The sequence below is a fragment of the Streptomyces sp. NPDC107500 genome (assembly GCF_055582785.1).
On the sequence record NZ_JBVJPF010000002.1, the window covers coordinates 441,114 to 460,234 of the forward strand.

General features: G+C 71.0%; 15 protein-coding genes. 10 read left to right on the plus strand and 5 right to left on the minus strand.

Annotated features, from left to right (window positions below; translation table 11 throughout):
• Positions 1-98 precede the first annotated feature (98 nt).
• From ACZ67M_RS08040 to pssA, 8 genes are all read left to right on the plus strand, one after another.
• Positions 99-914, plus strand: a complete 816-nt coding sequence (locus ACZ67M_RS08040) for a TetR family transcriptional regulator (protein WP_361358519.1) — start codon at positions 99-101, stop codon at positions 912-914.
• 385 nt (positions 915-1,299) lie between these two features.
• A complete protein-coding gene (gene ccrA / locus ACZ67M_RS08045) occupies positions 1,300-2,637 on the plus strand; it encodes a crotonyl-CoA carboxylase/reductase (RefSeq protein WP_361358861.1) in 1,338 nt (445 codons plus the stop codon).
• A 10-nt stretch (positions 2,638-2,647) separates the two neighbouring features.
• Positions 2,648-4,675 (plus strand): protein meaA, encoded by a 2,028-nt coding sequence (locus ACZ67M_RS08050; protein ID WP_385793670.1) that lies wholly within the window; start codon positions 2,648-2,650, stop codon positions 4,673-4,675.
• Entirely contained in the window at positions 4,672-5,634 is a 963-nt protein-coding gene (locus ACZ67M_RS08055; protein WP_125491886.1) for an HpcH/HpaI aldolase/citrate lyase family protein, read from the plus strand. The genes ACZ67M_RS08050 and ACZ67M_RS08055 overlap by 4 nt, the downstream gene beginning before the upstream one ends.
• 5 nt (positions 5,635-5,639) lie before the next feature.
• Positions 5,640-6,152, plus strand: a complete 513-nt coding sequence (locus ACZ67M_RS08060; protein ID WP_122619091.1) for a MaoC family dehydratase — start codon at positions 5,640-5,642, stop codon at positions 6,150-6,152.
• A complete protein-coding gene (locus ACZ67M_RS08065) occupies positions 6,153-7,358 on the plus strand; it encodes an acyl-CoA dehydrogenase family protein (RefSeq protein ID WP_122618912.1) in 1,206 nt (401 codons plus the stop codon).
• Positions 7,359-7,528: 170 nt separating this feature from the next.
• The gene (locus tag ACZ67M_RS08070) at positions 7,529-8,185 is read left to right on the plus strand and encodes a phosphatidylserine decarboxylase (RefSeq protein ID WP_161330558.1); all 657 of its coding nucleotides are present in this window, start codon (positions 7,529-7,531) and stop codon (positions 8,183-8,185) included.
• 22 nt (positions 8,186-8,207) lie between these two features.
• The gene (gene pssA / locus ACZ67M_RS08075; RefSeq protein ID WP_122618910.1) at positions 8,208-9,023 is read left to right on the plus strand and encodes a CDP-diacylglycerol--serine O-phosphatidyltransferase; all 816 of its coding nucleotides are present in this window, start codon (positions 8,208-8,210) and stop codon (positions 9,021-9,023) included.
• A gap of 245 nt (positions 9,024-9,268) precedes the next feature.
• Here the strand turns inward: pssA and ACZ67M_RS08080 are convergent, their stop codons facing one another.
• The gene (locus ACZ67M_RS08080; protein ID WP_392013872.1) at positions 9,269-10,411 is read right to left on the minus strand and encodes a glycerate kinase; all 1,143 of its coding nucleotides are present in this window, start codon (positions 10,409-10,411) and stop codon (positions 9,269-9,271) included.
• A 165-nt stretch (positions 10,412-10,576) separates the two neighbouring features.
• Here ACZ67M_RS08080 and ACZ67M_RS08085 point away from each other — a divergent pair, with 165 nt between their 5' ends.
• Together ACZ67M_RS08085 and ACZ67M_RS08090 are read left to right on the plus strand one after the other, a co-directional pair.
• Entirely contained in the window at positions 10,577-11,071 is a 495-nt protein-coding gene (locus ACZ67M_RS08085; RefSeq protein WP_392102130.1) for an NUDIX domain-containing protein, read from the plus strand.
• Between the two features lie 41 nt (positions 11,072-11,112).
• Entirely contained in the window at positions 11,113-11,838 is a 726-nt protein-coding gene (locus ACZ67M_RS08090) for an SIR2 family NAD-dependent protein deacylase (RefSeq protein WP_469850052.1), read from the plus strand.
• 34 nt (positions 11,839-11,872) lie between these two features.
• On the opposite strand, the gene ACZ67M_RS08095 is transcribed toward ACZ67M_RS08090, so the two are convergent.
• From ACZ67M_RS08095 to ACZ67M_RS08110, 4 genes are all read right to left on the minus strand, one after another.
• Positions 11,873-12,724 (minus strand): LLM class flavin-dependent oxidoreductase, encoded by an 852-nt coding sequence (locus ACZ67M_RS08095; protein WP_361358506.1) that lies wholly within the window; start codon positions 12,722-12,724, stop codon positions 11,873-11,875.
• A 207-nt stretch (positions 12,725-12,931) separates the two neighbouring features.
• Complete coding sequence (locus ACZ67M_RS08100; protein ID WP_361358856.1) at positions 12,932-13,426, minus strand: methylated-DNA--[protein]-cysteine S-methyltransferase; 495 nt, start codon at positions 13,424-13,426, stop codon at positions 12,932-12,934.
• A gap of 39 nt (positions 13,427-13,465) precedes the next feature.
• Positions 13,466-14,950 (minus strand): AlkA N-terminal domain-containing protein, encoded by a 1,485-nt coding sequence (locus ACZ67M_RS08105; RefSeq protein WP_469850054.1) that lies wholly within the window; start codon positions 14,948-14,950, stop codon positions 13,466-13,468.
• Positions 14,951-15,082: 132 nt separating this feature from the next.
• A complete protein-coding gene (locus ACZ67M_RS08110; protein WP_469850055.1) occupies positions 15,083-18,997 on the minus strand; it encodes a glycoside hydrolase family 2 TIM barrel-domain containing protein in 3,915 nt (1,304 codons plus the stop codon).
• Between the last annotated feature and the right edge of the window lie 124 nt (positions 18,998-19,121).

Here is a 19,121-nt window from a genome sequence, read left to right on the forward strand (position 1 = left end):
GCGGACTGCTCGATCCGGCCGGGTCTCCCCCGCCCCCCGCGGGCGGGGAGATCCCCGGTCACGCGCATGATTGCGCACACATGCAGTACGTTCGGGTCATGCCCCAGCCCGCCAGGTCCTCACGTACACCAGCCACGCCCGACGCGCCGGAGAGCGCGGCCGGCAGCCGCGCCGCCGCCCAGCGGCTCAAAATGCGCCGGGAACTGGCGGCGGCGGCCATGGAGCTGTTCGCGGCCAAGGGGTACGAGGCGACCACCGTCGACGAGATCGCGGCGCAGGCCGGGGTCGCCCGACGCACCTTCTTCCGCCACTTCCGCTCCAAGGAAGAGGCGATCTTCCCGGACCACGACGACACCCTGGTGCGCGCCGAGGCGGTCCTCAACGCGGCGCCGGCGCACGAGCATCCGCTCGACACGGTGTGCCGCGGCATCAAGGAGGTCATGAAGATGTACGCGGCGCGGCCGGAGATCTCGGTCGCCCGCTACAAGCTGACGCGCGAGGTGCCCACCCTGCGTGAGGCGGAGATCGCGTCGGTGGCCCGCTACGAGCGTCTGTTCACCCGCTACCTGCTCGGCCACTTCGACGAGCACGCGCACGACGACGACGCCAACGACGACCCGCTGCTGGCGGAGGTGGCCGCGTCCGCCGTGGTCACCGCGCACAACCACGTGCTCCGGCGCTGGCTGCGGGCGGGCGGGCAGGGAGACGTCGAGACGCAGCTCGACCACGCCTTCGCGATCGTCCGCAAGACGTTCGGGACGGGCATCGGCGCGGGGCGCGGTACGGCGTCCGGCGAGCGTCCGGAGGGTGCCTCGGCCTCGGTGCACGGCGACGTGCTGGTGACGGTGGCGCGCACCGACGCGCCGCTGCACGAGGTCATGCGGACCATCGAACAGGCCCTCAAGGAGCACTGAGCCCACCTTTCCCACTGTGACGACGGCCACCCTTCGGGTGGCCGTTTTTGCATGTCAACACCCCTTTTCCCACCTCTCGGGAACACCGTTCGATCGATCATCGCTCATCTGTCGCGTAAAGATTTCATCTGAGAGCAAGTTCTGGCACCGAGTGCCTTGCGGGGTGACACGCGGTGCCATACGTTGAAGGTGTCCGGGCTGTCCCCGCGAGCCATCGCCCGCGTGCCCGGCGCCTGCGTCACAGGCACCCTCCGCGCCACAAAGCGCCGCCGCAGCACCACACCCGCCGAACCGACGGCACCCCTCACCCAACCCTCAGCAGCACCGACGTAACCCTCAGCGCCCCTCCCTCAGGGCGCTCGACGCCGGAGGCAACACCGTGACCATGAAGGACATCCTGGCCGCGATCCAGTCGGCCGACTCCACGCCGGACGACTTCGCCGCCCTGCCGCTCCCCGAGTCGTACCGCGCGATCACCGTGCACAAGGACGAGACCGAGATGTTCGCGGGCCTCGAAACCCGCGACAAGGACCCGCGCAAGTCGATCCACCTCGACGAGGTGCCGCTGCCGGAGCTGGGCCCGGGTGAGGCCCTGGTGGCCGTCATGGCCTCCTCGGTCAACTACAACTCGGTGTGGACGTCGATCTTCGAGCCGCTGTCCACCTTCGGCTTCCTGGAGCGCTACGGCCGCACCAGCGACCTGGCCAAGCGCCACGACCTGCCGTACCACATCATCGGCTCCGACCTCGCGGGCGTCGTGCTGCGCACCGGCCCCGGCGTCAACTCCTGGCACCCCGGCGACGAGGTCGTCGCGCACTGCCTCTCGGTCGAGCTGGAGTCCTCCGACGGCCACAACGACACGATGCTCGACCCCGAGCAGCGCATCTGGGGCTTCGAGACCAACTTCGGCGGCCTCGCGGAGATCGCGCTGGTCAAGTCCAACCAGCTGATGCCCAAGCCGGACCACCTCAGCTGGGAGGAGGCCGCCGCCCCCGGCCTGGTCAACTCCACCGCCTACCGCCAGCTGGTCTCCCGCAACGGCGCCGGCATGAAGCAGGGCGACAACGTGCTCATCTGGGGCGCCAGCGGCGGCCTCGGCTCCTACGCCACCCAGTTCGCGCTGGCCGGCGGCGCCAACCCGGTCTGCGTCGTCTCCAGCGAGCAGAAGGCGGACATCTGCCGCTCGATGGGCGCCGAGGCGATCATCGACCGCAACGCCGAGGGGTACAAGTTCTGGAAGGACGAGCGCACCCAGGACCCCAAGGAGTGGAAGCGCTTCGGCAAGCGCATCCGCGAGTTCACCGGCGGCGAGGACATCGACATCGTCTTCGAGCACCCCGGCCGCGAGACCTTCGGCGCGAGCGTCTTCGTCACCCGCAAGGGCGGCACCATCACCACCTGCGCCTCGACCTCGGGCTACATGCACGAGTACGACAACCGCTACCTGTGGATGTCCCTCAAGCGCATCATCGGCTCCCACTTCGCCAACTACCGCGAGGCCTGGGAGGCCAACCGCCTCATCGCCAAGGGCAAGATCCACCCGACCCTCTCCAAGGTGTACGCCCTGGAGGAGACCGGCCAGGCCGCCCACGACGTCCACCGCAACGCCCACCAGGGCAAGGTCGGCGTGCTCTGCCTCGCCCCCGAGGAGGGCCTGGGCGTGCGCGACCACGAGAAGCGGGCCCAGCACGTCGACGCCATCAACCGCTTCCGGAACATCTGAGGAGCGCCGCATGACCGATCGTCAGAAGGACCGGCCGTGGCTGATGCGCACCTACGCCGGTCACTCCACGGCCGAGGCGTCCAACGAGCTGTACCGGCGCAACCTCGCCAAGGGCCAGACGGGTCTGTCGGTCGCGTTCGACCTGCCGACCCAGACCGGCTACGACTCCGACCACATCCTCGCCCGCGGCGAGGTGGGCCGGGTCGGCGTGCCCGTGGCGCACGTCGGTGACATGCGCCGGCTGTTCCAGGACATACCCCTGGACCAGATGAACACCTCGATGACCATCAACGCCACGGCCATGTGGCTGCTGGCGCTCTACCAGGTCGTCGCCGAGGAGCAGGGGGTGGACATCACCCAGCTCCAGGGCACCACCCAGAACGACATCGTCAAGGAGTACCTCTCCCGGGGCACGCACGTCTTCCCGCCGGGGCCCTCGCTCCGCCTGACGACGGACATGATCGCCTACACGGTCTCCCACATCCCCAAGTGGAACCCGATCAACATCTGCAGCTACCACCTCCAGGAGGCGGGCGCCACGCCGGTGCAGGAGATCGCGTACGCGATGTCCACCGCGATCGCCGTCCTGGACGCCGTGCGCGACAGCGGCCAGGTGCCGCAGGAGCGCATGGGGGACGTCGTCGGCCGCATCTCGTTCTTCGTGAACGCGGGCGTCCGCTTCGTCGAGGAGATGTGCAAGATGCGCGCCTTCGGCCGCATCTGGGACCGCGTCACCCGCGAGCGGTACGGCATCGAGAACCCCAAGCACCGCCGCTTCCGCTACGGCGTCCAGGTCAACTCGCTCGGCCTGACCGAGGCGCAGCCGGAGAACAACGTCCAGCGGATCGTCCTGGAGATGCTGGCGGTCACCCTCTCCAAGGACGCACGCGCGCGTGCCGTGCAGCTGCCGGCCTGGAACGAGGCGCTGGGCCTGCCCCGGCCGTGGGACCAGCAGTGGTCGCTGCGCATCCAGCAGGTGCTGGCGTACGAGAGCGACCTGCTGGAGTACGGCGACCTCTTCGAGGGCTCGACGGTGGTCGAGGCGAAGGTGGACGAGCTGGTCGAGGAGTCGCTCGCGGAGATGGAGCGCATCGAGGAGATGGGCGGCGCCATGGCCGCCGTCGAGTCCGGCTACCTCAAGTCCCAGCTGGTCTCCTCGCACGCCGAGCGCCGGGCCCGGATCGAGTCGGGCGAGGAGAAGATCATCGGCGTCAACGCCTTCGAGGGCACCGAGCCGAACCCGCTCACCGCCGACCTGGACACCGCGATCCAGACCGTCGACCCGGCGGTCGAGGCACGGGTCGTCGCCTCGCTCCTGAACTGGCGGGACACCCGCTACCAGCCGCCCTTCAACCACCCGCGCCCCTGCAAGGCGCTGGAGAAGCTGAAGGAGGCCGCCAAGGGCACCGACAACCTGATGGAGGCCACCCTGGAGTGCGCCCGCGCCGGCGTCACGACCGGCGAGTGGGCCGGGGCGCTGCGCGAGGTCTTCGGCGAGTTCCGGGCACCGACCGGGGTCTCCTCGGCTCCGGTCGCCGTCACCGCCGAGGAAGGTTCGGCGATGGCCGGTGTGCGCCGCAAGGTGGAACTGACGGCCAAGGACCTCGGAGTGGGCAAACTGCGCTTCCTGGTCGGCAAGCCGGGCCTCGACGGCCACTCCAACGGCGCCGAGCAGATCGCGGTGCGGGCCCGCGACGCCGGGTTCGAAGTGGTCTACCAGGGCATCAGGCTGACCCCGGAGCAGATCGTGGACGCCGCCCTGGCCGAGGACGTGCACGCGGTGGGCCTGTCCATCCTGTCCGGGTCGCACGCCCAGCTCGTCCCCGACGTGCTGGACCGCCTCCGTGTGGCCGGTGCCACGGATATACCGGTGATCGCCGGTGGCATCATCCCCAACGGTGATGCCGAAGCGCTGCGCGCCGCCGGAGTGGCCGCGGTCTTCACCCCGAAGGACTTCGACATCACCGGAATCATCGGCCGGATCGTCGACGAGATCCGGTACGCGAACAAGCTCGACCCCCTGGAGGTCCCCGCATGACGACCGTCAACCGCCTTCGCCCCCGCCGTTCGTGTCTGGCGGTACCCGGAAGCAACCCCCGCTTCCTGGAGAAGGCCCAGGGTCTCCCCGCCGACCAGGTCTTCCTCGACCTGGAGGACGCCTGCGCGCCGCTCGCCAAGCCCGAGGCGCGGCACACCATCGTCAAGTTCCTCAACGAGGGCGACTGGACCGGCAAGACCCGCGTCGTGCGCGTCAACGACTGGACGACCGAGTGGACGTACCGCGACGTCGTGACGGTGGTGGAGGGCGCGGGCCCGAACCTGGACTGCATCATGCTGCCGAAGGTGCAGGACGCCCAGCAGGTGGTCGCCCTCGACCTGCTGCTCACGCAGATCGAGAAGACGATGGGCTTCGAGGTCGGCCGCATCGGCATCGAGGCGCAGATCGAGAACGCGCAGGGCCTGAACAACGTCAACGAGATCGCGCAGGCCTCTCCGCGCGTCGAGACCATCATCTTCGGCCCGGCCGACTTCATGGCGTCCATCAACATGAAGTCGCTCGTGGTGGGCGAGCAGCCGCCCGGCTACCCGGCGGACGCCTACCACTACATCCTGATGAAGATCCTGATGGCCGCCCGCGCCAACAACCTCCAGGCGATCGACGGCCCCTACCTCCAGATCCGCAACGTCGACGGCTACCGCGAGGTCGCGCAGCGCGCCGCCGCCCTCGGCTTCGACGGCAAGTGGGTGCTGCACCCGGGCCAGGTCGAGGCGTCCAACGAGATCTTCTCGCCCTCCCAGGAGGACTACGACCACGCCGAGCTGATCCTTGACGCTTACGACTACTACACCTCCGAGGCGGGCGGCAAGAAGGGCTCCGCGATGCTCGGCGACGAGATGATCGACGAGGCCAGCCGCAAGATGGCCCTGGTCGTCTCCGGCAAGGGACGGGCCGCCGGCATGAAGCGCACCAGCAAGTTCGAGATCCCGGAGGCGTGACGGCGATGCAGTTCGGACGGACCTACGAGGAGTTCGAGGTCGGGGCGGTCTACAAGCACTGGCCGGGCAAGACGGTCACCGAGTACGACGACCACCTGTTCTGTCTCCTCACCATGAACCACCACCCCCTGCACATGGACACGAACTACGCCGAGAAGACGACGGACTTCGGCAAGAACGTGGTGGTGGGCAACTACATCTACTCGCTCCTGCTCGGCATGTCCGTCCCGGACGTCTCCGGCAAGGCGATCGCCAACCTGGAGATCGAGTCGCTGCGGCACGTGGCGCCGACCTTCCACGGCGACACGATCTACGGCGAGACGACCGTGCTCGACAAGTGGCCGTCCAAGTCGAAGAACGACCGGGGCATCGTCCACGTCGAGACCAAGGGCTACAAGCAGGACGGCACGCTCGTGTGCGTGTTCCGCCGCAAGGTGATGGTGCCGACCGAGACGTACATCAAGGAGCGCGGCGGCGAGCAGCCGGGCCGCCCCGACCTGAAGGAACAGGGGAAGTAGATGAGCCGCCTCGCCCAGACCCACGGCCTGACGGACGTGCAGACGGAGATCCTCTCCACCGTCCGGGACTTCGTGGACAAGGAGATCATCCCGGTCGCGACGGAGCTGGAGCACCGGGACGAGTACCCGCAGGACATCGTCGACGGGCTCAAGGAACTCGGCCTGTTCGGGCTGATGATCCCGGAGGAGTACGGGGGCCTGGGCGAGTCGCTCCTCACCTACGCGCTGTGCGTGGAGGAGATCGCCCGGGGCTGGATGTCGGTGTCCGGCATCATCAACACGCACTTCATCGTGGCGTACATGCTCAAGCAGCACGGCACGCAGGAGCAGAAGGACCACTTCCTGCCGCGGATGGCGGCGGGCGACATCCGCGGCGCCTTCTCGATGTCCGAGCCGGCGCTCGGTTCCGACGTGTCGGCCATCTCCTCGAAGGCGGTGCGGGACGGCGAGGAGTACGTCCTGAACGGCCAGAAGATGTGGCTCACGAACGGCGGTACGTCGTCTCTGGTGGCCGTTCTCGTGAAAAGTGACGAGGGTCACCCCGAGGGGACCGCCGCCCACAAGTCGATGACGACCTTCCTGGTGGAGAAGGAGCCCGGATTCGGTGAGGTCCGCCCCGGCCTGACCATCCCCGGCAAGATCGACAAGATGGGCTACAAGGGCGTCGACACCACCGAGCTCATCATGGACGGCCTGCGCATTCCGGCCGATCGGGTGCTCGGCGGCGTCACCGGGCGAGGTTTTTACCAAATGATGGACGGCGTCGAGGTCGGCCGCGTCAATGTGGCGGCCCGTGGTTGCGGCGTCGCCCAGCGTGCCTTCGAACTCGGTGTCCAGTACGCCCAGCAGCGCCACACTTTCGGCAAGCAGATCGCCCAGCACCAGGCCATTCAGTTCAAGCTGGCCGAGATGGCTACCAAGGTGGAGGCGGCGCATGCGATGATGGTGAACGCTGCACGCAAAAAGGACTCGGGCGAACGAAACGACCTGGAAGCGGGTATGGCCAAGTACCTCGCATCCGAGTACTGCAAAGAGGTCGTGGAGGACGCCTTCCGGATCCACGGCGGGTACGGCTTCTCCAAGGAGTACGAGATCGAGCGCCTCTACCGCGAGGCCCCGATGCTCCTGATCGGTGAAGGCACCGCCGAGATCCAGAAAATGATCATCGGTCGCCGACTGCTCGAAGAGTATCGATTCCAGGGTTAGATGTCCGGATACGGGGTGTTTTCTTGGAGAACAAGGTCACACCCCGTAGGCAGTGTTCGGCCGCCGACTCGGCTTCCTGGCTTACCCAGTTGCGGCTGAGAGCCGCTACGATCGCCGGAAAGCCGCCGTCCCCCGTCAGTGTGCGGCATCATCCGCTACGAAGGTCATCCATGCCCCACAGCCAAACCTCTGCACCTCGCGACAGCCTCGCCGGCGTACGCCTCGCGCGCGGAGCATCGCCGTGGCTTCTGCCGACCGTCGCCACCGCAGCCGTCAGCCTCCTGCGTGCCCGCCGTTCCGGCGCGGCCAAGGCCGTCGCCGTCCCCGCCACCGCGCTCGCGGCCGGGATGCTGTGGTTCTTCCGCGACCCCGAGCGCGAGATCACCCAGGGCCGGGTCATCTCGCCCGCCGACGGTGTGGTGCAGAGCATCATGCCGTGGAAGGACGGCCGTACCCGCGTCGCGATCTTCATGAGCCCGCTCAACGTCCACGTGAACCGCGCCCCGCTGTCGGGCACGGTCACGTCGGTCGAGCACGTGCCGGGCGGCTTCGTTCCCGCTTTCAACAAGGAGAGCGAGAACAACGAGCGCGTCGTGTGGCACTTCGACACCGAGCTGGGCGACATCGAGATGATCCAGATCGCCGGCGCGGTGGCCCGCCGCATCGTCCCCTACGTGCCGCAGGGCACCAAGGTCGAGCAGGGCGACCGGGTCGGTCTGATCCGCTTCGGCTCGCGCGTCGACCTGTACCTGCCCGAGGGTGTGGAGGTCGATGTCGAAGTGGGTCAGAAGACGGTGGCTGGGGTGACTCGAATTGACCGTGATTGATCCACAGACGCAGGCCGGATGGGTGCCCGAGGCCGACGAGATGGACGAAGAGGAGGAGATGCCTCTCTCGCTCCGTCTGTCGATAGCGGACACCCTCACCCTCGGCAACGCCACGTGCGGGTTCATGGCGGTGTACTTCACCACCACCGGGATCCTCATCCCGCACCTCATGGGCAGCGACGAGTCGGGCATGGCCCGGCACAGCGCGGCCACCGCGGTCATCCTGATGCTGTGCGCGGCGATCTTCGACCTGTGCGACGGGCTCGTGGCCCGCAAGCTGCGGTCGTCGCCCATGGGCGCGGAGCTGGACAACCTCTCCGACCTGATCAGCTTCGGGCTGGCGCCGGCGTACTTCGTCCTCGTCTACGGCATGGTCGCGGACGACGCGTACCAGCGAGTGGCGGCGGTGGGGGCGATCGTGGTGCTGCTGGCGGTGGTGCTGCGGCTCGCGCGGTTCTCCTGCGTCACCGTCAAGGACGGCACCTTCCAGGGCATGCCGTCCCCGTTCGGGGCGCTGACGGTCGTGTCGATCGTCCTGCTGGAGCTGCCGTTCGTGGCGACACTGCTGGCGATCATCGGCACGGCGTGGCTGATGGTGAGCCGGGTCGAGTACCCGAAGCCGCGGGGGCGCCTCGCGGTGGCCATGCTCTCGTGGATCGTGCTCTCCATGGGTCTGCTGGCCGCGTGGGCCTTCGACGCGCCCAGCGGGCAGCTGCTGCTCCAGACGGGGTGCGCGTTGCAGCTGGTGATGGGGGCGGTGATCCCGCTGTTCGCGACGGCTCGGCGGGTGAACAACTTCCGTGACAACCGGCGGGAGGCGCGGGCGGCTCAGCCGTAGCGGCTGCGCTGGCTTGAGTGGGCCCCGGACCGGGTTGGTCCGGGGCCCTATCCGTTTCTGCGTGCCCGGCGCCGGTGCGGGCCTCCCTGGGCGCTCCGCCCCCAGACCCCCGGGCCTGTGCCCACCCACCACCCGACTCGGTGGGATGAGACGCGAGCCACCTCCAGCCCGTCCGGCGTTTGAGGACGAGGCCGTTCAGGCCGAAAGGGGGGTCTGGGGGCGAAGCCCCCAGGGCGGGAGCGGACTCAGCTCAGGAAGTCCCTGGCGATGCCCTCCGCCACCCGCTCCAGGATCGGCCCGGCATCGGCAATGCACTTCTCCACGTCCGGTTCCACGGCCGTCAGCGGGTACGCCCGGCGAATGCCGGCCCGTCCCAGCGCATCCGCCGGCAGCGCCAGCCGCCCGCACACCGCGACGACCTCCTTGCCCGCGGCCCGCGCCGCCGCCGCGACGCCCGCCGGGGCCTTGCCGTGCAGGGTCTGCTCGTCCAGCGAGCCCTCGCCCGTGATGACGAGGCCCGCCCGCTCCAGCGCCGGGGCGAAGCCCAGCACGTCCAGCATCACCTCGATGCCGGGCCGGAACCGCGCCCCCAGCAGCAGCGCACCGTATCCGATGCCGCCCGCCGCACCGGCCCCCGGCGACGCCGCGTACTCGGCGGCCCGCGCGCCCACGCCCTCCACCTGGGACAGCACCTTCGCGAAGTGCGCGAGGGCGGCGTCCAGGGCCGCCACGTCCTGCGGCGAGGCGCCCTTCTGCGGGCCGTAGACCGCCGGGGCACCCTTCGGCCCGGTCAGCGGATTGTCGACGTCACTCGCGAGCACCAGCTCGACGCCGGAGAGGCGCGGGTCGAGGCCCGACAGGTCGGCCGAGGCCAGAGACGCGAGGCCGCCCCCGCCCGGCGCGACCGGCTCGCCGTCCGCGTCCAGGAACCGCGCGCCCAGCGCGGCGAGCATCCCGGCACCGCCATCCGTGGTGGCACTGCCGCCGACGCCGAACACGATCGTCCGGGCCCCCGCGTCCAGTGCGGCCCGCAGCAGCTCGCCCGAGCCGTACGTGGAGGCGGTCAGCGGTGCGAGGACGCCCTCGGGCAGCCGCTGCAAGCCGCTGGCCTCGGCCATCTCCACGACCGCGGTGCCCTCGCGCAGCGCGAACGCCGCCGTCACCTCGTCACCGAGGGGCCCGGCGACCCGCACCTCACGGCGCTCGAACCCGGCCGCGACCGCCGCGGCCACGGTGCCGTCGCCGCCGTCGGCCACCGGCAGCGCCTCGACCCGGACGTCCGGCACGACACGGCGCAGCCCGGCCGTCACCCGCTCGGCGACCTCCACGGCCGTCAGCGACCCCTTGAACTTGTCCGCGGCGACGAGTACCCGACGGGCCCCGTCCACAGCAGCGTCAGCCACCTTGATCTCCCCTTGCTCTCCGAGCCTTGCGCACGTCAAGGCAGTCGCGCCGCTGCGACCATAACCGGAGGACACCCGCGTCGTCATGCCCTGCCCGCACCCTGGAACGACCTCGGCGGAGACGGGCCCGGCGCTCGCTACGCTTTCGGGATGACCACTCCTGACTACGCCACGTACATCGCCGGTCTCCCCCGTGTCCTCGCCGGTGCCGCCGCGCTCTTCCGGGACGCCGATGGACGGGTGCTGCTCGTCGAGCCGAACTACCGCGAGGGATGGGCGCTGCCCGGCGGGACCATCGAGTCCGACGACGGCGAGACCCCGCGGCAGGGCGCCTGGCGGGAGACCCTGGAGGAGATCGGTCTCGACGTCCGGCTCGGCCGGCTGCTCGCGGTGGACTGGGTCGGCGGGACGGGCCGCCCGCCGATCGTGGCGTACCTGTACGACGGCGGGGTGCTCTCCGAGGACGACCTGAAGGCGATCAGGCTCCAGGAGGAGGAACTGCTGTCGTGGCGGCTGGTGCCGCGCGGTGAACTGGGCACCCACCTGCTCGGGACACTGCACGGCCGGGTGCTGGCCGCGCTGGACGTACTGACGGACGGAGCGGGCCCGGCGGAGCTGGAGAACGGCGTCCGGGTCGGCCGATAACCGTTGGCCGGGCCGACCGCGGCCGCCCTACCCTCGACCGCATGACCAGCAAGCCGCTCGTCGCCATCCTCAGCGGGGCCGGCGTCTCGACCGACTCCGGCATCCCGGACTACCGCGGCCCCAACGGGCTGTGGCGGCGCGACCCGGAGGCCGAGAAGCTCGTCACGTACGAGTACTACATGGGCGATCCGGAGATCCGCCGCCGCTCCTGGCTGATGCGGCGGGCGAACCGGACGCTGGGGGCCGAGCCGAACGCGGCGCACCGGGCGGTGGCCGAGCTGGAGCGTTCGGGGGTCCCGGTCCGCGTGATCACGCAGAACGTGGACGGCCTGCACCAGCGCGCCGGGCTCTCCGCCCGCAAGGTCCTCGAACTGCACGGCACCGCGCTGAGCTACCTGTGCACCGGCTGCCGGGTCCGCGGACCGATGGCGGACGCGCTCGCCCGGGTCGACGCCGGTGAGGACGACCCGCCGTGCCTGGAGTGCGGCGGGATCCTCAAGTCGGCGACCGTGATGTTCGGCGAGCGCCTCGACCCGGTGGTGATGGGTGAGGCGCTCGCCATCAGCAAGGCGTGCCAGGTGTTCGTCGCCGTCGGCACCAGCCTCCAGGTGCAGCCCGCCGCCGGGCTGGCCGGCGTGGCCGCCGACCACGGCGCCCGGCTGGTCATCGTCAACGCGGAACCGACGCCGTACGACGACATGGCCGCCGAGGTGGTCCGGGAACCGATCGGCACGGCCCTGCCCGAGCTGCTGCGCGGGCTGGGCTGAGCGCCCGGCGGGTCGGGACGCCGGGCGCGACACGTCAGGACAGGGCGTCGGCGAGGCGGTCGACCTGGTCGGGGTCCGGGGCCCAGCAGTAGAGCACGACCTCGTCCGCGCCGATGTCGTGGAAGGCGCCGACGGCCGCGCGGATCTCCCGCGCGGTGGTGAGCAGGCCCCTGGTCATGTGGTCGGCGCGGCCGGTGAAGGCGTAGTAGTCGCGGAGGTTGTGGAGGGCACGGTCCACCGTGCTCCGGGGGCCGAGCGCCACGCCGGCCTGGGCGACCAGGCGCGGCCGGCCGGGACGGTCGTACTTCCGCCAGACCGCCTCGACGTCGCGGAACAGGCCCGCCATGTGCGCGGGCGGCAGCGCGGCGCCGAGGAAGCCGTCGCCGAAGCGGCCGACCCGGTCGAGAGCGGCCGGGGCGAAGCCGCCGAACAGGATCTCGGGCCCGCCGGGCGTCGCGGGGCGCGGTCCGATCGGGCCGACGTCCTGGCCGTAGGGCTCGCCGTTCCAGATCCGGCGCAGGACGGTCAGCTGTTCGTCGAGGCGGCGGCCCCGGCGGTGGAGGTCGATGCCGGCGGCGAGGCAGTCGTCGGCGCGGCCGCCGACGCCGATGCCGAGCGTGAAGCGGCCGCCCGACAGCCGGTCGAGGGTCGCGGTCTGCTTGGCGAGCAGTGCGGTGTTGTGGACCGGGGCGATCAGCACCTCGGTCTGGACGCGGATGCGGGATGTGGCGCCCGCGAGGGTCGCGAGGGTGACGAGAGGCTCGGGGTTGTCGAAGACGAGCCGGTCGAGCAGGCCGAGTGTGCTGAACGGGCCGGCGTCCGCGCGCCGTGCCCAGGTCAGCAGCAGGGCGGGGTCGTCGATGGGAAGGCCGAGGCCGATCTTCATGGGAGCTGTCCTCCGGAGGGCATGCCGAATGGTGGCGCCGCCCCTCCGTGGCCTCGCGCGCTGTGCGCGGGTCTGCTCCCGTTCTGCGGCATGCTTCTGGAGAGCGTGATTCTCAGAGTTCGGCGACCTTAGCTTCGCCCTTGCGACGCGGGCAACGCCTTTTCGGAAGCGCGTGCTCCCGCCCGGAATCACCGCTCGGATCACCGCCTAGAACAGCGGCGCCGGTCCCGCCGTGCCCCGTTCGAAGTCGAGCAGGCGGCGCTTGCGGTCCAGGCCGCCGCCGTAGCCGGTGAGGCTGCCGCTCGCGCCGATGACGCGGTGGCAGGGGACGATGATGCCGATCGGGTTGCGGCCGTTGGCCAGGCCCACGGCCCGGGACGCGGCCGGGTTGCCGAGGGCGTCGGCGAGTTCGCCGTAGGTGCGGGTCTCGCCGTACGGGATGGAGCGGAGTCGGTCCCAGACCGTGCGCTGGAACGGGGTGCCGTTCAGGCGCAGGTCGAGGGTGAAGTCGGTCAGTCTGCCCTCGAAGTACGCGGTCAGTTCCTCCTGCGCCCGCGCGAACGGTGCGTCGTCGGGTGTTCCGAAGGTCTCCTCCGGCGGGCGGTGGCGCTGGTCGGTCATGTAGAGGCCGCACAGGACGCCGTCCTCGGCGACGAGGGTGAGGGGGCCGTACGGGCTGTCGATCACGGTGTGCTGCTTCACGGTGTGCTGTTTCACGGGTGCGGTTCCCACGGGTCGTCCTTACACGGGCAGGAAGTTGATCGGGTGGCTGTCGGTCGCCCACAGGTACTGGACGGCGTACGCCCGCCAGGGCCGCCAGGCCGCCGCGCGGGCGGTGAGCGCGGCCGGGGTGGAGGGCAGGCCCAGTTCGCCCGCGGCGCGGCGGATGCCGAGGTCGGTGGGGAGGAAGGCGTCGGGGTCGCCGAGGGCGCGCATGGCGATGACGTCGGCGGTCCAGGGGCCGAAGCCGGGCAGCGCCAGGAGCCGGGCGCGGGTCTCGGACCAGTCGCACTCGACGCCCAGGTTGACCGAGCCGTCGGCCAGGTGGGCGACCAGGGTGGTGAAGGTCGTGCGGCGGGTGCCCGGCATCGCCAGGGTCTGCGGGTCCACCGCCGCCAGTGCGGCCGTGGACGGGAAGAGGTGGGTCAGGCCGCCCTCCGGGTCGTCGACCGGGTCGCCGTGCGCCGTGACCAGGCGGGCGGCGTGGGTGCGGGCGGCGGCGGTGGAGACCTGCTGGCCGAGGACCGCCCGGACCGCGAACTCCGCCTCGTCCACCGTGCGCGGCACGCGCCGTCCGGGCGCCTTGTCGACGAGCGGCGCGAGCAGCGGGTCGGCGCGCAGTTGGCCGTCGATCGCCGTCGGGTCCGCGTCCAGGTCGAGCAGCCGCCGGCACCGGCTGATGGCGACGGTCAGGTCGCGCGGGTCGCCGAGGGTGAGGCGGCAGCCGATGTGGTCGGGGCCCGGGGTGAGGGCCACGATGCCGTGACCGTAAGGAAGGCGCAGGGTGCGGCGGTAGGCGCCGTCCCGCCACTCCTCCACCCCGGGTACGGCGGTGGCGGCGAGGTGGCCGAAGAGGTTGTCGGGGTTGAGGGGGGTGCGGAAGGGGAGGCGGAGGGAGAGGGTGCCGGGGGTGCTGCCGGCGACGCGGTGCTTCGGGGCGCGGGTGCGCAGTTCGCTCGGGGCGAGCGCGAAGACCTCGCGGACGGTGTCGTTGAAGGTGCGCACGGACGCGAAGCCGGCCGCGAAGGCGACGTCCGCCATGGGCAGCGGGGTGGTCTCGATCAGCACCCGGGCGGTCTGGGCGCGCTGCGCGCGGGCGAGCGCGAGCGGTCCGGCGCCCAGTTCGGCCAGCAGCTGGCGTTCAATCTGCCGGGTGCTGTAGCCGAGGCGCGCGGCGAGGCCGGGCACGCCCTCGCGGTCCACGACGCCGTCGGCGATCAGGCGCATGGCGCGGGCGGTGAGGTCGGCCCGCTGGTTCCACTCCGGGGAGCCGGGGCTGGTGTCCGGACGGCAGCGCTTGCACGCCCGGAACCCCGCCTGCTGGCAGGCCGCCGCGCTCGGGTAGAAGGTCATGTTCCGGGGCTTGGGCGGCACCACCGGACAGCTGGGCCGGCAGTAGATGCGGGTGGTCAGGACGGCCGTGAAGAACCAGCCGTCGAACCGCGCGTCCTTGGACCGGACGGCGCGGACGCAGCGTTCGGTGTCGGTGTGCATTCCCGTCTGCATGGGTCCAGGATGGTCCACCGGCCGGGCGGACGCTGGCGAGAATCCGACATGGACCTCGCGCTTCCTGGGCCTGCCCGGATCACCGTGCGGAGGGGGCGCCCGGGCTGCTCCGGGCTCCCCCTCCGTTCCCGGTTACTCGGTGGCCGTGGGCCGCCGCGAGACCGCCGTCGCCTTCTTCACGTCCGTCAGTGGGCGCAGCCGGTAGGTGTAGCCGTAGTCCCGGTCGGCGAACAGCTTGAACTCGTCGTGCGTGTGCGCGCCCCAGCTGTTGTCACCGCCGACGCCCATCTGGCGGTGGTTGAGGCGCAGGACCACCTCGTCCCGCGGCGTCAGCTGGTAGTCGTGGCGGACACCCGCCGACAGGTCCTCCGGCGTGAAGTACGAGGCGTTGGCCTCCAGCAGCGGTTCGCCGGAGGCGAGCAGGCCGACGCCGTGGCCGTCGGTGAGGGCGATCCAGCGGACGTCGGTCTTGTTGCCGTTCTCCTGCGGGCGGATGTAGGGGGTCCACTGCTCGGCGACGGTGCCGGAGTAGAGGCCGACGTCGGTGCCGGTGTTGCGGTCCCAGTGGTTCTCCTCGGGACCGCGCCCGTAGTAGTGCAGGCGGTCCAGGCGGCCCGGGAGGAAGAGCAGGGTGCCGATCTCGGGGATGTAGGGCAGGGTCGCGGCGCCCGGGTGCAGGGTGTTGTCGACCTTGATCTCGCCGTTGCCGAACACCGTGTAGGTGGTGCTGTACGTCGACTCCACCGTGGTGGGCAGTGTGCCGCTGACCTTGATCTCGACGGCGCGGTCACCGAGCGGGCGCACGGCGACGTCCGTGACCGCGCGGCGGGCGCCGGCGTCGCGCCAGGTCTGGTTGCGGGTGTGCTGGCCGTTGCCCTTGTCGTTGTCGGTGGGCGCCCGCCAGAAGTTGGGCGCGGGTCCCGAGGTGATGAGCCGGGTGCCCTTGGCTTCGTAGGAGGTGATGGTGCCGGTGCGCTTGTCGACGGTGACGGCGAAGTCCTTGCCGCGCACCCGCACGTCCTTGTCGCGGTCGTCGTGGCGCAGGGCGGGGACGCTCGCGAGCCGTACGGGGGCCGCCGCGGGGGCTTCGGGGCCGACGGGGAGCTGCTGGCGGGCCACCTCGAAGCCCGCCTTCGCCCACGGCGTGGGGTCCTTGGTGGTGAAGGACAGCTCCAGGAAGTACTCGGTGCCGTCGTCCGCGCCGTCCGGGAGGCGGACGGGGACGGTGATGTCCTTGGCGGCGCCGGGCGCCACGTCGAGCTGGTCCCGGGTCAGCGTTCCGCGCCGCACCACCCGGCCGTCGGCGACCAGCTCCCACCGGCCGTCGAACTCGCGCAGGCCGGTGAAGAGGTACTCGTTGGTGAGGGTCACCGCGCCGGGGTCGCCGCCGGGCCGGCGGGTGGCGTGGATCGCCTGGTAGACGCGCTTGACCTCGGCGGACTTGCCGGTGTGGCCGCGGTCGGCGGTGACGATGCCGTCGGCCACGAAGGCGCCGTCGTTGGGGTTGTCGCCCCAGTCGCCGCCGTACGCGAGGAACGTCTTCTCCCGGGGCCGCTTCCGCTCGGTCCGCACCGTGGCGGCGTCGAACCAGAACCGCACGCCGTCGTCCTCGGGACCGCGGTCGTCCCGGGCGAGTTCACCGGCGGAGAGTGCCCGGGCGTAGACGCGGGCGCGGCGGATCCTGCCGCTGAACTCGCGGGTCTGCGCGTCGGCGTCGGTGGCCAGGGCGAGGGGCGCGGTGTTGCCGCTGGGGCGGCGGTCGGTGGTGCGGGTGGCCCGGACCACGCCGTCGACGTAGAGGGTCAGCGTCCCGGCGTCCGCGTCGAAGACGCCGGCGAGGTGGTGCTCCTTGCCGGTCCAGTCGTCGGGCACGTCCCAGTTGGCGGTGATCCACTGGCCTTCGGAGTGGATGAAGAACTCCAGCTTCCGGTCGTTCTGCTTGAGCGCGTACTGGGTGTCGCCCTTGGCGACGAGCGGCTGGTGGTAGCCGGTCACGTGCGGGGTGACCCAGGCCTCCAGGGTCAGGGAGTCGCGGAGGTCGAGGCTGTCGTGGCGCTCGAAGACGGTGATGCCGGACAGGCCCTCGTCCCGGTCGAGTCCGCCGCGGGTGGCCAGGATCTCGCCGCGCAGGGCGGCGGGCCCGGACTCGGTGAGCAGGGTGCGGGCGGGGACCGGGGTGTACAGGGACTGGTCGACGAAGTCCCAGATCCAGCCGCCCTGGAGGACGTCGTGGGCGCGTACGACGTCCCAGTACTTCTTGAGGTTGCCGGTGGAGTTCCCCATCGAGTGGGCGTACTCGATCATGACGTACGGCCGGGTGTCGGAGGTGTCCCGGGCGCGCTGTTCGACGCGCTGCGGGGTGTCGTACATCTCGGAGCGGATGTCGCTGATGCCGGGGCGGTCGTCGCCCTCGTACTGGATGACGCGGGTGGGGTCGTAGGAGCGGATCCAGTCGTACATGGCGGTGAAGGTGCTGCCGCCGCCCGCCTCGTTGCCCAGCGACCAGATGACGACCGAGGCGTGGTTCTTGTCGCGGTGGACCATGTTCTGGGCGCGGGCCACGCACGCCTCGGTCCAGTCGGGGTGGTCGCCGGGGTACTCGTCGCGGATGCCGTGGGTCTCCAGGTTGGTCTCGTCGACGAGGTACAGGCCGTACTCGTCGGCCAGTTCCAGCCAGTACGGGTTGTTGGGGTAGTGCGAGGTGCGGACGGAGTTCATGTTCAGCCGCTTGATGATCTTCGCGTCCTCGACCATGTCCTCGCGGGTGAGCGCCGTGCCGCGGGACGGGTGCATCTCGTGCCGGTTGGTGCCGCGGAAGGAGACGGGGCGGCCGTTGATCCGCATCAGCCCGTCCTTGAGCGCGAACTCGCGCAGGCCGACCCGGTGGGAGAGGGTCTCGACCACCTTGCCCGCCGGGTCCCGCAGCCGCAGCACGGCCGTGTAGAGGTACGGGTGCTCGGCCGACCAGAGCCGGGGCTCCGGCACCGCCTTGGCGGCCCGTACGGTGACGTCCTCGCCGGCGCCGGCCGTGCCGAGGTCGGCGGACTGCTGGAGGGGCCGGGACCAGACGGCGTGGCCGCGCGCGTCGTAGAGCTGGGTCTCGACGGTGTAGCGGCCGGTTTCGCCGTCGCCGTACGCCCGCACGCTCGCGGTGACGGCCAGCTCGGCGGCGGTGTAGGTGTCGTTCAGCGGGGTGTCGAGCTTGAAGTCGCGCAGGTGCACGGCCGGGGTGGAGTAGAGGTAGACCGAGCGGAAGATGCCGCTCAGCCGGATCATGTCCTGGTCCTCCAGCCAGTCGCCGTCGGCGTAGCGGTAGACCTCCACCGCGATCTGGTTGGTGCCGGGCCTCAGGTGGTCGGTGATGTCGTACTCGGAGGGGGTGTAGGAGTCCTCGTCGTAACCGACCAGTTCGCCGTTGATCCACACGTAGTGGGCGGACTTGACGCCCTCGAAGTGGAGGAAGGTGCGGCGGCCCGTCCAGTCGCGGGGGACGGTGAAGGTGCGCCGGTACTGGCCGACCGGGTTGTAGCGGGTCGGCGCGGCGGGCGGCTGGGGGTCCTCGCCGAGGCCGTTGGGGCCCCAGTACGGGTAGGTGATGTTGAGGTAGATCGGGAAGTCGTGGCCGTGCAGCTGCCAGACGGACGGGACGGGGATCGTCTCCCAGTCGCCGTCGTCGGTGTCGGTGCGGTGGAAGTCGGTGTCCCGGTCCTCGGGGCGGTCGGCGTAGGCGAACTTCCAGGTGCCGTCCAGGCTGAGCCGGTGGGGCGAGCGGGTGCGGTCGGCGGCGAGGGCCTGCTCGACGTCCTTGTACGGCATGAGCGTGGTGTGCGGGGGCTCGGTCCCGAGCCGGAAGACGCCGAAGTCGTTCCACTCCGGGGGCGCGGCGGGCTGCGGCCTCCGCCCGGCCGCGTGCGCCGCTCCGGGCGGCGCGGACAGGGCGAGGGCGCCGAGGACGGCGGCACCGCCCTCCATGAGACGGCGGCGGCTGACGACGGGGCGGGGCAGGCGGGCCGGGGATCCGGTGGGTGACACGGGCGAGTGCGGCATGACCGTGGCCTTCCGTGGGTTTCGGGGGCGGCTCAACACACGGTGCTGTGGGAGCAGTTGACGCTGAGATGGTTCACAACTGCCGGTGACGCGGCGACTACTGAGTCAAGGTCACCCTAGGACC

Bases quoted from the DNA above. Each gene is read 5' to 3' on its own strand.
- ACZ67M_RS08055 (WP_125491886.1), top strand. From the start codon at position 4,672: ATGACGACCGTCAACCGCCTTCGCCCCCGCCGTTCGTGTCTGGCGGTA.
- ACZ67M_RS08040 (WP_361358519.1), top strand. From the start codon at position 99: ATGCCCCAGCCCGCCAGGTCCTCACGTACACCAGCCACGCCCGACGCG.
- ACZ67M_RS08110 (WP_469850055.1), bottom strand. From the start codon at position 18,997: ATGCCGCACTCGCCCGTGTCACCCACCGGATCCCCGGCCCGCCTGCCC.
- ACZ67M_RS08095 (WP_361358506.1), bottom strand. From the start codon at position 12,724: ATGAAGATCGGCCTCGGCCTTCCCATCGACGACCCCGCCCTGCTGCTG.
- ccrA (WP_361358861.1), top strand. From the start codon at position 1,300: ATGAAGGACATCCTGGCCGCGATCCAGTCGGCCGACTCCACGCCGGAC.
- ACZ67M_RS08090 (WP_469850052.1), top strand. From the start codon at position 11,113: ATGACCAGCAAGCCGCTCGTCGCCATCCTCAGCGGGGCCGGCGTCTCG.
- ACZ67M_RS08060 (WP_122619091.1), top strand. From the start codon at position 5,640: ATGCAGTTCGGACGGACCTACGAGGAGTTCGAGGTCGGGGCGGTCTAC.
- ACZ67M_RS08105 (WP_469850054.1), bottom strand. From the start codon at position 14,950: ATGCAGACGGGAATGCACACCGACACCGAACGCTGCGTCCGCGCCGTC.
- ACZ67M_RS08050 (WP_385793670.1), top strand. From the start codon at position 2,648: ATGACCGATCGTCAGAAGGACCGGCCGTGGCTGATGCGCACCTACGCC.
- ACZ67M_RS08065 (WP_122618912.1), top strand. From the start codon at position 6,153: ATGAGCCGCCTCGCCCAGACCCACGGCCTGACGGACGTGCAGACGGAG.
- ACZ67M_RS08070 (WP_161330558.1), top strand. From the start codon at position 7,529: ATGCCCCACAGCCAAACCTCTGCACCTCGCGACAGCCTCGCCGGCGTA.
- ACZ67M_RS08085 (WP_392102130.1), top strand. From the start codon at position 10,577: ATGACCACTCCTGACTACGCCACGTACATCGCCGGTCTCCCCCGTGTC.